The 13,184-nt window shown below is 66.5% G+C and carries 8 protein-coding genes; 1 reads left to right on the forward strand and 7 read right to left on the reverse strand.

All coding sequences use genetic code 11. The annotated features are described in order from the left end of the window. Positions 1 to 51: 51 nt before the first annotated feature. From putA to ACTJK6_RS21725, 4 genes are all read right to left on the reverse strand, one after another. Positions 52 to 4,023 carry a trifunctional transcriptional regulator/proline dehydrogenase/L-glutamate gamma-semialdehyde dehydrogenase gene (gene putA / locus ACTJK6_RS21710; RefSeq protein ID WP_440840149.1) on the reverse strand — a complete coding sequence of 1,324 codons (3,972 nt, stop codon included), beginning with the start codon at positions 4,021 to 4,023 and terminating at the stop codon, positions 52 to 54. Positions 4,024 to 4,659: 636 nt separating this feature from the next. After that, positions 4,660 to 6,957: a primosomal protein N' gene (locus ACTJK6_RS21715; RefSeq protein WP_440840150.1), complete on the reverse strand. Its 2,298-nt coding sequence runs from the start codon at positions 6,955 to 6,957 to the stop codon at positions 4,660 to 4,662. A gap of 590 nt (positions 6,958 to 7,547) precedes the next feature. Next, complete coding sequence (gene hemE, locus ACTJK6_RS21720; protein ID WP_232041374.1) at positions 7,548 to 8,642, reverse strand: uroporphyrinogen decarboxylase; 1,095 nt, start codon at positions 8,640 to 8,642, stop codon at positions 7,548 to 7,550. Between the two features lie 95 nt (positions 8,643 to 8,737). Continuing rightward, positions 8,738 to 9,223, reverse strand: coding sequence for a cupin domain-containing protein (locus tag ACTJK6_RS21725; RefSeq protein ID WP_440840151.1), 486 nt, complete (start codon positions 9,221 to 9,223; stop codon positions 8,738 to 8,740). 218 nt (positions 9,224 to 9,441) lie between these two features. Here ACTJK6_RS21725 and ACTJK6_RS21730 point away from each other — a divergent pair, with 218 nt between their 5' ends. After that, positions 9,442 to 9,789: a GFA family protein gene (locus tag ACTJK6_RS21730; RefSeq protein ID WP_232041376.1), complete on the forward strand. Its 348-nt coding sequence runs from the start codon at positions 9,442 to 9,444 to the stop codon at positions 9,787 to 9,789. 12 nt (positions 9,790 to 9,801) lie between these two features. On the opposite strand, the gene ACTJK6_RS21735 is transcribed toward ACTJK6_RS21730, so the two are convergent. Genes ACTJK6_RS21735 through ACTJK6_RS21745 form a run of 3 tightly spaced genes read right to left on the reverse strand, consistent with a single transcriptional unit; the run spans position 9,802 to position 13,120 of the window. Next, the gene (locus tag ACTJK6_RS21735; protein WP_440840152.1) at positions 9,802 to 10,830 is read right to left on the reverse strand and encodes a Rieske 2Fe-2S domain-containing protein; all 1,029 of its coding nucleotides are present in this window, start codon (positions 10,828 to 10,830) and stop codon (positions 9,802 to 9,804) included. Next, a complete protein-coding gene (locus ACTJK6_RS21740) occupies positions 10,827 to 11,966 on the reverse strand; it encodes a hypothetical protein (protein ID WP_440840153.1) in 1,140 nt (379 codons plus the stop codon). Before ACTJK6_RS21740 ends, ACTJK6_RS21735 begins: the two co-directional genes overlap by 4 nt. Next, the gene (locus tag ACTJK6_RS21745) at positions 11,963 to 13,120 is read right to left on the reverse strand and encodes an ATP-grasp domain-containing protein (protein WP_440840154.1); all 1,158 of its coding nucleotides are present in this window, start codon (positions 13,118 to 13,120) and stop codon (positions 11,963 to 11,965) included. Before ACTJK6_RS21745 ends, ACTJK6_RS21740 begins: the two co-directional genes overlap by 4 nt. Positions 13,121 to 13,184 lie beyond the last annotated feature (64 nt).

Genomic DNA, 13,184 nt, shown 5'->3' on the forward strand with positions numbered 1-13,184 from the left:
CATCCGCACCCGTCGTGCGGATGGCGCTGCGAATCCTGCTCGTGCTCCCCGTCAGCCGATGGTCATCAGGCTGGCGTTGCCACCCGCCGCGGCCGTATTGACCGACAGCGAACGCTCGATCAGCAGGCGCTCCAGCGCCAGCCCCTCCCCGCCATGCGGCAGGCCTTGCACGCCCACGATGGGGCCGGCACGTCGTGCCAGTCCTTCGCAAATGGCGCGCAGATGGTCCGAATCGCCGTGGTGCAGCACCGCATCAAACGCCGCTTCGTCGGTCGACCCGACCACGCGGACGCGCGATTGTACTGCCGCCGGCAAGCCCCGAAGTACCGCTTCGATGGCAGGGTTTTCCTGCACAACGGCCACGCTGCCAACGGCCAGAATCGCCGCCAACTGGCGCAGCCAATCGGCCGGATCGGCCGCCACGCACAGCACCGCTTCGCGCGGCAGCAGCGTGTAGGTGTTGCGCTCGCCCGTCGGGCCCGGCAGCGTGGCCGTGGCGCCCGTGGCAGACGCCGCAGCCAGGCGTTCGCACAGCGATGCCAGCTCAGGCGCCTGCTTGTGCGCCCAGTCCTTCAGTGCATCGAACGGCGCCAGCAGCGCGCGGCGCGCATCGGTATCGATGTCCGTACCGGCACCTGCGGTCAGTTGCAGCGCGGTGCGCATGCCGTCCTGCGGGCACGTCGAGAGCAAACGCAGCAGATACAGCGGGCCGCCAGCCTTCGGGCCCGTGCCCGACAGCCCTTCGCCGCCGAACGGCTGCACGCCCACCACCGCGCCGACGATATTGCGGTTCACATACAGGTTGCCGACGTGCGCGCGGTCGACCACGTGCGCGATGGTCTCGTCGATTCGCGTGTGGATGCCCAGCGTCAGGCCGTAGCCCGTGCCGTTGATCTGCTCGATCAGCTTGGTCAGGCCCGCGTTGTCACCCGAGCGCTTCCAGCGCACGACGTGCAGCACCGGGCCGAAGATCTCGCGCGTCAGGTCCGACAGGCTGTCGAGTTCGATCACCGTCGGCGGCACGAAGGTGCCGTGTGCGCACGCAGCCGGCACAGGCGCCTGATGCACTCGACGGCCCTTGGCGCGCATCGCTTCGATGTGGCCGACGATGTTGTCGCGGGCTTCGGCGTCGATCACCGGGCCAACGTCCGTGGCAAGGCGATCCGGATTGCCCATCGCCAGCTCGGCCATGCCGCCCTTGAGCATCGCGAGCACCCGGTCGGCAACGTCATCCTGCAGGCACAGCACGCGCAGCGCCGAGCAACGCTGGCCTGCCGAATCAAACGCAGACGACAGCACATCCGCCACCACCTGCTCGGCCAGCGCAGAAGAATCGACAATCATCGCGTTCTGACCGCCAGTCTCGGCAATCAGGGGGATCGGCGCGCCGTTGGCATCCAGGCGGCCGGCCAGCGTGCGCTGCAGAATGCGCGCGACTTCGGTCGAGCCGGTAAACATCACGCCCTTGGTGCGCGTGTCCTTGACCAGCGCGGCGCCGACGGTCTCGCCGCGGCCCGGCAGCAGTTGCACGGCACCGGCCGGCACGCCGGCTTCGCGCAGAATGCGCACAGCCTGGGCCGCAATCAACGGGGTCTGTTCAGCGGGCTTGGCCAACACCGGGTTGCCGGCGGCCAGCGCGGCGCTGACCTGGCCGGTGAAGATCGCCAGCGGGAAGTTCCACGGGCTGATGCAGACCACCGGGCCCAGCGGACGGTGCGTGTCGTTGGAGAAACCGCCGCGCACCTGCGCCGCGTAGTAGCGCAGGAAGTCGACGGCCTCGCGCACCTCGGCGATGGCGTTGGACAGCGTCTTGCCCGCCTCGCGGATGATCAGCCCCATCAGGTGCTGCATCTCGCCTTCCATCAGGTCGGCGGCGCGATCGAGCAACGCGGCGCGCGCTTCCGGCGGCGTGGCTTGCCAGATCGGGGCGGCGGCGGCGGCGGCCGACAGGGCGGCATCCACGTCGGCTTCGGTGGCTTCCGTCACATGGCCGACGATATCGCGCAGGTCGGACGGATTGCGTACCGGCTGTGCCGTGCCGCCCACGTACGGCGCATCGCCAATGGTCGGCTCGGCGTTCCAGACCGTGCTCGTGCCCGCAAGAAGCGCGGACGACAACGACGCCAGGCGCTGCTCGTTCGCCAGGTCGATGCCCGACGAGTTGGCGCGCACGTCACCGTAGAGGTGGCGCGGCAGCGGAATCTTCGGATGCGGCAGGCCGAGCGTCCCTTCATCGGCGTGCATCTTTTCCACCACCGCCACCGGGTCGGCGACGAGGTCGTCCAGCGGAATCGACTCGTCCGCAATGCGGTTCACGAACGAGGTATTGGCGCCGTTTTCCAACAGGCGGCGCACGAGGTAGGCCAGCAGCGTTTCGTGCGTGCCGACCGGCGCGTAGATGCGACACGGGCGGTTCAGCTTGCCCGGCTTGTTGCCGACCACTTGCTCGTACAGCGGTTCACCCATGCCGTGCAGGCACTGGAATTCGTATTGGCCGGGGTAATAGTTCTGGCCGGCCATGTGATAAATGGCCGCCAGTGTGTGTGCATTGTGCGTGGCGAACTGCGGGAAGATCGCCTCCGGCGCGGCCAGCAGCTTGCGGGCGCAGGCCAGGTACGACACGTCGGTGTAGACCTTGCGCGTGTAGACCGGATAGCCCTCCAGGCCGTCGACCTGGGCGCGCTTGACCTCGCTGTCCCAGTACGCGCCCTTCACCAGGCGGATCATCAGGCGGTGCTTGCTGCGGCGGGCCAGATCGATGATGTAGTCCAGCACGAACGGGCAGCGCTTCTGGTAGCCCTGCACCACGAAGCCGATGCCGTTCCAGCCGGCAAGCTCAGGCGCAAAGCACAGGCGCTCCAGCAGATCGAGCGACAGCTCCAGGCGGTCGGCTTCTTCCGCATCGATGTTGATGCCGATGTCGTATTCACGCGCCAGCATCGCCAGTGCCTTCACACGCGGATACAGCTCGTTGATCGTGCGGTCGTACTGCGCGCGGCTGTAGCGCGGATGCAGCGCCGACAGCTTGATCGAAATGCCCGGCCCTTCGTAGATGCCACGCCCGCCCGAAGCCTGCCCGATCGCGCGGATGGCCTGCTCGTACGACGCGAGGTAGCGCTGGGCGTCTTCCTCCGTCATCGCGGCCTCGCCGAGCATGTCGTAGGAATAGCGGAAGCCCTCGGCCTCGAACTTGCGCGCGTTGGCCAGCGCTTCGGAAATGGTTTCGCCGGTGACGAACTGCTCGCCCATCAGGCGCATCGCCATGTCCACGCCCTTGCGGATGAGCGGCTCACCGCTCTTGCCGATGATGCGCGTGAGCGCCTTCGACAACCCTGCTTCGTTGTGCGTGGCAACCAGCTTGCCCGTGAGCAGCAGGCCCCAGGTGGCAGCGTTCACGAACAGCGACGGGCTCTGGCCGACATGCGAATACCAGTTGCCGTTGCTGATCTTGTCGCGGATGAGCGCGTCGCGCGTGGCCTTGTCGGGAATGCGCAGCAGTGCCTCGGCCAGGCACATCAGCGCCACGCCTTCCTGACTCGACAAGGAAAATTCTTGGATCAGGCCCTGCACCAGGCCTTCGCGGCCGGTGCCGACCTTTTGCGTGCGCAGCTTGCCGGCCAGATCGCGGGCGAGCTGCTTGGCTTCCGAGGCGAGCGCGCCCGGCAGGCGAGCCTGCTCCAGCAGCATCGGAATGGCTTCGGTTTCGGGCCGGCGGTAGGCGGCCGTGATGGCAGCGCGCAAGACCGACTGCGGTTGCACGCTCTGTGCGAATTCGAGGAACGGTTGCACCGCAGGTTCATCACCCTCGTGCACGTCCGAGACGGCTGCGGCGGCGGACGGGAGGCCATCCGCCACCGGGCCGTTTGCATCAGTTGGCAGCTGCCCCCGCTCCACTTGATCCAGATACGTGAAGATCGCCTGCTTGATCAGCCAGTGCGGCGTGCGGTCAATGGACTGCGCAACGCGCTTGAGGCGTTCACGCGAAGCATCGTCCAGCTTGACCCCGAGGGTGGTTGTAGCCATGTGGGTTCCTATCCTTAGCTGCCATTGCCAAAGCTTGTGGCCGGCAAATCGGAGCGGATCATACGCCCGGCAACTCAGAAGGTGCAACCTAGTAGAACCCCTTGCTTCAAAAGGGCTAGATTTGGTGCAACCGCACATGGGCCAAGGTGGGGAAATGCGCACCTTCGGGGGAAAGTGAAGGAGACCCAGGCGCGCCACGGTTGAACGCTGACCGTTCAGCCTCCGAGCCTCGTGCTCGAGCGTTTTCTTGTGGCGTTCCACGGTCTGAGCCTCGCATTTCACCGTTTCAGGCTCATGCATGATGCTCGGACGGTCGCGCTCCAGGGTTTTATCGTGGCGTTCGAGGCTTGGATGGTCGATCGCCACGGTCCGAGGCTCATGTTCCGACCCTGGACCGTGGCGCTTCAGTCTTTTCGGGTCGCGCCCCAGCCTCGGAGATTCGTTGAGTTCATGGTTTTCGGCCCATGCGCAGGCCTCGGACCGTCGCGCTCCGCGGTTTCAGGGTCGCGCTCCACGCTTGAAGGCTGACGTGCCACAGTTTTAGGTCGAGATTTTGGAGCTCGGACAGTGGAGCATCGCGGTTTGACCCTCGCGTTTCGCGGGGTGGGGTCCACCGCCCGTGTTCCGACCCCGGGATCAGATCCGCAGTGGATCGATCTCCAACTGCCAGCGCACGCCTTTCACGGTCTTGCTGATGCCGGCAAACCCGTCCGTCCAGGCGGATAGCAGCTTTTGCAGGGCCGCGCGCGAGGCACTTTCCACCAACAGTTGCGCGCGCTCCCGGTTGGCCAGCCGCACCATGGTCATCGGCACCGCGTCATGCAGGAAAACGGGCGCCCCCAGCTCGGCCGCCAGCGCTTCGCCAGCCTCCCGCGCGGCGCAGAGAAATTCCAACGCCCGCGCGACCTCTTTGTGTTCAGCCGTCAGCAACGCCTGATACGCAAACGGCGGCAGCCCGGCCTGCTTGCGCTCACGCAGAAGCTGGCGCGCGAACCCGGCATAGTCGTGCCGGACCAGCGCCTGCAGCGCCGGCGCATCCGGATACCGCGTCTGGATCAGCACCTCGCCGGCCAGCCCGGCCCGGCCGGCACGGCCCGCCACCTGCATCAGCGAGGCAAATAGGTGCTCGCCGGCGCGAAAGTCATGGCTGAAGAGCGAGGGGTCCGGCGCCACCACGCCCACCAGCGTCACGCGCTGAAAGTCATGCCCTTTGGCGACCATCTGCGTGCCGATCAGGATATCGACGCTGCCTTCGTGCACGGTGTCGAACAGCGCTTCGGCGCTGCCCTTGCGGCGGGTGGAATCGGCGTCGATGCGGGCGACGCGGGCTTGCGGAAACAGTTCGCCCAGCGTCTCTTCGATGCGCTGGGTGCCGCGCCCGAGCGGGGCGATATCAACGTTGCCGCAGTCGGGGCAGTGATGCGGAATGCGGGATTCGTACCCGCAGTGGTGACAGCGCAGGCGCCGCTCCGGCTTGTGCAGCACCAGGTACGCCGAGCAACGCGGGCAACCCGAGAGCCAGCCGCACGCGTCGCAGGACAGCACGGGCGCGTAGCCGCGGCGGTTGAGGAACAGCAGGCTTTGTTCGCCACGCGCCAGACGATCGGCAATCGCATCGACGAGCGGTTTGGACAGCCCATCGCGAATCTGGCGCCCGGCGCGGCGCTCGAGGTTCAAATCGATGAGCGACACGCGCGGCAGCACGGCTTCAGCCTGCGCGCGTTGCGAGAGCGTCAGACGCGTGGTGGCGGTCTGCTCGGCGCGCCACCAGGTTTCCAGCGACGGCGTGGCGGAGCCCAGCACCACGGGGATGTTCCGCTGCTTGGCACGCCATAGCGCCAGGTCGCGTGCGGAATAGCGCAGCCCCTCCTGCTGCTTGTACGACGTGTCGTGTTCTTCGTCGACGAGGATGAGCGCGAGGTTGGGCAGCGACGCCAGCATCGCCAGCCGCGTGCCGAGCACGATGCGGGCCTCGCCGCGATGCGCGGCCAGCCAGTTCAGCGCACGCGGCTGCTCGGCCAGGCCGCTGTGCAGCGCCGCCATCGGCACGCCGGGAAAACGTGCGGCGATGCGCGCTTCCAGTTGCGGCGTCAGGTTGATCTCGGGCACCAGCATCAGAACCTGTGCGGCCGGGTCGCGCGCCAGGGCATCGGCGATCGCGTGCAGGTAGACCTCGGTCTTGCCGCTGCCGGTGACGCCGTACAGAAGGAACGGGCTGAATGTGCCAGCCGCGCCAGCTTGGGCAATGGCGGCCACGGCGGCAGCCTGTTCGTCGTTCAGGGCGGGTGCGACCGAAGGCGCAGGCAATTCGAGCGGTTGCGGCAACAGCGCCTTCGGCCGCAGTTCTGCGCGCAGCCATCCGACCGTCGCCCAATCCCGCAGCTTGGCGACGGCTTGCCCGTGCAATTCGACGGCAGCGCTGGTGGTCAACTCGCCATCGCCGGTGAGCGCTTCAACCAGGCGCATCGCGCCCGAGGCTCGTTTCGGAATGCTGTCCAGCAACGCGGCCCGGGCCGGCTCGAACATCACATAGACGGTTTCGTTGGCCTGTCGGGCAAGGTTGTCCCAGCTTCCGGGCGTGCGCCACAATGGCGGCAGCGCCGGCAACGTCACCTCGCCCAGTGCACGGTGGTAGTAGCCGGCAGCAAATTCGGCCAAGGCACGCCATTCACCATCGAGCGGCGGTACCCAGTCGAGCACGCGCTCCACATCGCGCAACTTCTCTTGGGGCACATCGGTGGTCGCGGCAGTGTCGACCACCAACGCCACCACGCGCCGGTTGCCAAAGGGCACCACAACCAACTGCCCCGGCAGCACAGGCGACGCACACCGGTAGTCGAACACGGCATCCAGCGGCGTATCGATCACCACCCGCACGATGGCGGCCGACGCCTTGGCATCAGAAAACGCAGCGTCGACTTGGGTGGTGGTCATGCAAAGCGCAAACGGTTGAATTGCAAAGGGATTGTTGCGATGCAGCGGCGGATTGTGCACCTGGGAAATGCGTCTTGCCCATCTCACCTTGCCTTCACAGCCATTGCCGTGGTCGGCTCAATGTTCAAGTATTACTTGAGGTTTGTGCCTTGGCGCCCTGATCGGCGACCGTTTTCCCGGCTATCCACACGGCCTGTGGATAACTTTGTTGAAAAGTCGCCTGCCGCGCCCGTGAAGGCCAATGGATTCACCGTTTTTCTAGCTTGCACGATTTACGCGCACGCGGCTTTCTTTTATAAAAATCAAACACTTATGCGTTGGATGCACACAGGCCGCCCTGCTGCGCCGCGGAAAGAACCAGCCGCGACAGCTTTGTGCATAAGTCAAGTCTTGACAGCCGGCTTACGCACCAGAAAGCGCGAAATAAATCGCTTGACACCCCTTTCGGGCCAGATGGGGCCACCAGCACGCGAGTAGTCACTCACCCCGACTGCACCAAAGCGGCGAAGATTCCACCCGTGCCCCCGGCTTCACGCACAACTGCGGCCCAATTCAAACGCTATCGCACCGCAACATTGATCTCAATCGTGTTATTTCGCTTTCGTGCGAAGCGCGCGGCTGAAGCTGTGCACTTCGTCCACCAGCACCGTCACGGCTTCGGGTGGCGTGAACTGCGAGATGCCGTGGCCGAGGTTGAAGATGTGGCCGTCGCTGTCGCCGCTGGCGGCGTAGTCTTCCAGCACGCGGCGCACTTGGGCGCGAATGGCGTCGGGTTCGGCAAACAGCACCGTCGGGTCCAGGTTGCCCTGCAGGGCGACGCGCCCTGCCGTTCGCTGGCGGGCGAGCTGCAGGTTGACGGTCCAGTCCACGCCCAGCGCGTCGGCACCGGTCTCGGCCATGGCTTCAAGCCACAGGCCACCGCCCTTGGTGAACAGGATGACCGGCACGCGCTGGCCGTCGGCCCCGGGGCGGATGCCTTTCACCACGCGTGCCATGTAGGCCAGCGAAAACTCCTGGTAGATGCCGTCGGCAAGCGCCCCGCCCCAGGTATCGAACACCTGCACAGCCTGGGCACCCGCCTCGATCTGGGCGTTCAGATAGTCGATCACGGCTTGCGCGTTGATCTCCAGGATGCGGTGCATCAGGTCCGGGCGCGCATAGAGCATCGACTTGACGGTGCGGAAGTCGTCCGAACCGCCGCCTTCCACCATGTAGCAGGCGAGCGTCCACGGGCTGCCCGAGAAGCCGATGAGCGGCACGCGCTGGCGGCCGTCCTGCACGAGCGCACGGCGGATTTCCGCCACGGCATCGAACACGTATTGCAGCGACGACATATCCGGCACCGACAGCGCCGCCACATCGGCTTCCGTGCGCACCGGCTTGGCAAAGCGCGGGCCCTCGCCCTGCGCGAACGACAGGCCCAGGCCCATGGCGTCGGGCACGGTCAGGATGTCGGAAAACAGGATTGCCGCGTCCAACGGGTAGCGATCGAGCGGCTGCAGCGTCACTTCCGTCGCATACGCCGGCGACTTGGCCAGACCTAGGAAACTGCCGGCCCGCGCACGCGTGGCGTTGTACTCGGGCAGATAGCGGCCCGCCTGGCGCATCAGCCACAGCGGCGTGTAGTCGGTCGGCTGGCGGCGCAGGGCGCGCAGGAAGGTGTCGTTGGCGAGCGGGGCGGACATGGCGATGGACTCTTGAGGAGGGCGCCATTGTAAGGGATGGTGTTTTTATCCCGCCCTGACCCAGGCCAACATGTCGCAGATCACGGGTGCAGATATCACGGCACCTTGTGCGTATCGCCCGCGCGCTGCGGCGGCAGCTTGATCGCCATCGCCTTGAAATCCGTGCTGGTGGTCAGCGTTCCGTGCACCACACCACGCGGAATCACGATCAGATCGCCCGCCCGCACCTCGCGCGGCGCGCTGTCGAGCCAGACGGTGGCCGTGCCGGACATCACGTACTGGATCTCGTCGGAGTACGTATGCGTGTGCCTGGCCACGGTCCCCACCTGGATGCCCACCGTGCCGTTGGCCGCCGTCACCAGTGTTTTCGTGCGCAGCGTGCCCATCTCGGCGATGACGGGGCCGATCTCGTCCGGGGTCATGCTGCCCATGTTGACGATCTGCGCCGAAAGCGTCGGCGCCGAGGCTGGAGCCGCTGCCGCAGCCGGTTGGGACGCTTGCGCAAACGCGCCGGCGCAGCCGGCAAAGATGGCGGCGGCAGAAACCGCCCGGATCACAGCAACAGGACGATGGCGATTCATGGTTGGGCTCCTCATGACGCGGTCGCCGTCAAGGCGCGGCGGTCAGCGGCGCGCTGGTTGGCTCATTCGTTTGGCGCGCTCGCGGCGATTGTCGCATCGGCACGCGCAGGCGTAGACCTAGGGCGATTCCCGAGAATCCGGGGCGCCGCCCCCAAACCGGCTCGCCTATAGTGGACGGCGCCAAGCCCGCCACAAAACGCACATCACAGGAGACCGGCATGACACACAAAGGAAGCTGCCACTGCGGCAACGTCGCGTTCGAAGTCGAAGGCCATCCGGAAAGCGCGATGGCATGCAACTGCTCGATCTGCCAGCGCAAGGGCTCGCTGCTGTGGTTCGTCGCGCGCGACAAGGTTCGGCTGCTGACGCCCGAAGACAACGCAAGCACCTACCTCTTTCGCAAGCACGTGATCAAACACCGCTTCTGCCCGACCTGCGGCATCCATCCGTATGCCGAGGGCGTCATGCCCGACGGCACGCCGATGATTGCCATCAACGTGCGCTGTCTGGAAGACATCGATCTGGCCAGCGTGCCGGTAACCCAGTTTGACGGGCGGTCGATGTAGCGCCGCAGTGCGCTACAGCCACATCTGCATCACCCGCTCGCCCGCCTCGACGGGGTTGCCGCCCGGCATCCACACCGCATCCAGCATCGGCCGCACGAGATCGAGTTCGGTGGAAATGCCGTCCTGCCGGCCAAAGCGCACGCTGTTGGCGGCCTGCGCTTCAACAATGCGACGGTCCTGCTCCGCCACCCGGTACAGGAACGGCCAGACGAACCAGCGCACGGCCCAGGCCGGGGCCCAGCGGTTTTCCACGTGCAGCGTGGCGAACAGGCGCGTGCGCATCTCGTCTTCGGGCGTGAAGTGCAGCGTGAAATACAGCGAACTGCCGTTGGCGTAGCGGTATTCGAGCTGGGCGGTCGCCGGGGCGGCGATAGCGAAATGTGCACGCTCCATCGTGCGCGGCGATTCGAACAGGCGGTACAGCAAGCCGCTTTGCTGCGCCTGGCCGGCGTAGTCGACCTGCAGGCCATCTGCCGATTGAGTGACGGTCACCGTCATCGGCTGGCGCGCGCCGTGGTTGCGCACGAGGCCCGGATGCACGAGATGCGTGTGCAGCGGATCAAGAAAATTCTCCAGCGCATCGGCCGGACGCGCCTGCCACAGCGTGCTCCAAAGAAAGCGACGGCTCCCCGCCGGTAACCGATTCAGGAATACGGGCAAGGCAGCAGGCGCAGCCTCACTCGGCGCCCGCGCGCTCATCCAGATCAGCCCGTCGTGCTCGAACGCCTGCCAGGCATTCACTTGCACGGCGGGCACGGCGGCGCCTGGGCACATGCCCGGCATGGCCGTGCAACGGCCATCGGCGCCGAACGTCCAGCCGTGGTACTTGCACTGCAGTGTTTCGCCAACGAGCTGGCCGTCGGACAACGGCACATGCCGATGCGGGCAGCGGTCATCGAGCGCAAGCAGTCCGCCCGAGGGCAAACGCGCAAGCACCACTGCGCGGCCAAACAGGGTCACGCGCATCGGCCTGTCGCGCAGCCGATGGGCCTCGGCGACGGGGTACCAACCGCGCAGCAGCGTAGCGTTCCAGGCGGTCATAACTGAAAGCGTTGCATGATCGGCACGCCGATCCGGGTGGTGAGAGCACGCAGCACGGCGATGGCACGGCGGGTGGCGGGTGGCAGGTGCCTGCAATAGACGGCGCTCATTTCAATGGCCGGCACGCCGCCGCGCAGGCGTTTGAAGTGCGCGGCGCCGGCGCTCAGGTTCAGCTCGGCATCGCGTGTGATGGTCAACCGCAGCACGTGCGCCATCAGCAGGCGATACAGCCCTGCTTGCTGGGGCCACGTCGTGTCGTAGCCGACGATGGGTGCAGTCAGCAACGGCCCTTGCCCAAACACGCCAACCACCGCGCGCAGCACGCCGTGCGCATCGCGAAAGCCTGCGCACTCCAGCAGCCCCGCTGCGTGCCATGCGCGCAGAAACGCTGCCGTGTAACGCGGATTCAGCGCGGAATACTTGTCGAGATAGAGCTGCGCATACAGCTGCTCGGCCTGGGCGAAATCGGCATCGGTAAAGCCGTCGTGCGGCACGAACGTCAGCGGGGTCGCGTCGAGCAGCTTGAGGTCCCGCCGCAGATCGCGACGCAGCTCCGACGTGCGCGAAGCACGCTGCAGGTGCCGAAACAGATAGACCTGCCGCGTGGGGATCAAATCGAAGCCGGCAGCGGTGGCAGCGCGTAGCCAGTCGGCATGCTGGATCGTGTTGAGTGAACGCAGCCAGATCGCGCGGTCCGGCCAACGCTCGCGGCACGTACGCACCAGCGCACCCAGATCGAAGCCCGCTGCCGATGGATACAGGTTCGTACTGACGAGCCAGTTGTTGACAACCACCGCGCGATCCAACTGCGCACGCCGCATCCACGCGTCGGCCAAGCCGATGGCGCCACGCAGCAGCGGCCGCACCATGCGCGGCATCAGACGCTCGGACTCTTCCGCCGCATAGCGGCCGTATGTCGTGATGGGCGAGCAGACCCAGGCGTTTTCGCCATGGCCGGCGCGATCCTCACTGCCGTTGATGGTCACGGGCAACGGCAGACCACCAGCCTCCACCACATCGACCTGCGTCACCAGGTTGGCAACGAACGGCGCCGACGCCTGCCCGCGATGCACGTGCAGGAACGCGCCGGCCTTGTCGGCAAAGCACGCATGGGGCACGGCGCCAGGTGCGTTCATACCTCGGGCAACTCCTGACCGTCCCACTCGATGTCTTGCGTGGCGGCTTCGCGCATGTTGCAACGCTGGGCGATGGCCATGCGCGCATAAGCGGCGAGATCGCACACGCCGCCCCACAGCGGGCGGCGGTCGCCTGGTGTGGCGATGACGTCGGTGGCGGCGCGCCAATCCTGGCGCCATTGGCGCAGCGTGCCGTGGCGCAATGCATCGAACAGCCCTGCCGATGCCATCACCGCCGCCGCCATGCGCGGTGCACCCAGCGACGGTTCGATGCAGCCGTCGAGCGTGCCGGCCAGCGCGGCGGGCAACGCATCGTCCAGGCCGAACAGGTGGCACCCGCTGGTGGCGCGCGGATTGCATTCGAGCGGGCTCACGCGGCCATCGGCCTGCTGGATCCAGTCAAACGAGAGCTGCCCTGTGAAGTCGAGCTTGCGCGCGAAGTTGGCAACGAAATTGCGTACCGCGTCGATGCGTGCGGGCGCGAAGTAGAAGCTCGCGCTGGTCGACATGCGCCAGTCGGGGCGATACAGCGCATGGGCCACGAGCCGACCGCGATCGGCCACGCTATACGAGCAGAACTCCTGGCCCGCCACCAACGTCTGCACCACCCAGGCGCCGAGGTCGGCCAGCGGCGGCCCATCATCGGGAATGCCGTCGCGGTACAGGCGCACATGCACGCCAAAGCGCGAGAACTCCGGCTTGAGCACAACAGGGCGGCCGGCTGCCCAGGCGCGCGCTTCCTCCAACGTACGCACCAGCGCGGAGACCGGTACATCGGCCCCGCAATCCTGCGCGAGTTCAAGGAACGTCCATTTGCTGTGCACCGCGCGCAGCTTGTCGAAGTCTTCGGCCAGCACCCGCACGTGGGTCGGCAAGTGATGCCGGTAGCGCGATACGAAGAAGACTTCCTCGCAGGTCGGCACCAGCAGATCGATGGAACGTTCGTGCACGATGCGTGCGAGGTCGGCCGCAAACTGCGCGGGCGCATGGCGCGGCGATGCAATGCGAAAGCTGGCCGAAACCGCCTTGGAAGCGCCGCTGATCTGGCACGGAATGCTGTCGGCAATGCAGACCGTCCACCCCTGGTGGGCAAAGCGGCGGGCGTGGTCGAGCGCCACCGGCGCGCGGCCACCGAGGATCAGCACATTGGGCATGCAGGCGGAGCGTTGAGGTCAGGCAACGTCCGCCGAAAGCGAGGGGCGCGGGGAAGTTGCCGGG

It is taken from the genome of Ralstonia sp. 22086, assembly GCF_052045975.1.
GTDB classification, from domain to species: domain Bacteria; phylum Pseudomonadota; class Gammaproteobacteria; order Burkholderiales; family Burkholderiaceae; genus Ralstonia; species Ralstonia wenshanensis.

Bases quoted from the DNA above. Each gene is read 5' to 3' on its own strand.
- putA (WP_440840149.1), bottom strand. From the start codon at position 4,023: ATGGCTACAACCACCCTCGGGGTCAAGCTGGACGATGCTTCGCGTGAA.
- ACTJK6_RS21715 (WP_440840150.1), bottom strand. From the start codon at position 6,957: ATGACCACCACCCAAGTCGACGCTGCGTTTTCTGATGCCAAGGCGTCG.
- hemE (WP_232041374.1), bottom strand. From the start codon at position 8,642: ATGTCCGCCCCGCTCGCCAACGACACCTTCCTGCGCGCCCTGCGCCGC.
- ACTJK6_RS21725 (WP_440840151.1), bottom strand. From the start codon at position 9,223: ATGAATCGCCATCGTCCTGTTGCTGTGATCCGGGCGGTTTCTGCCGCC.
- ACTJK6_RS21730 (WP_232041376.1), top strand. From the start codon at position 9,442: ATGACACACAAAGGAAGCTGCCACTGCGGCAACGTCGCGTTCGAAGTC.
- ACTJK6_RS21735 (WP_440840152.1), bottom strand. From the start codon at position 10,830: ATGACCGCCTGGAACGCTACGCTGCTGCGCGGTTGGTACCCCGTCGCC.
- ACTJK6_RS21740 (WP_440840153.1), bottom strand. From the start codon at position 11,966: ATGAACGCACCTGGCGCCGTGCCCCATGCGTGCTTTGCCGACAAGGCC.
- ACTJK6_RS21745 (WP_440840154.1), bottom strand. From the start codon at position 13,120: ATGCCCAATGTGCTGATCCTCGGTGGCCGCGCGCCGGTGGCGCTCGAC.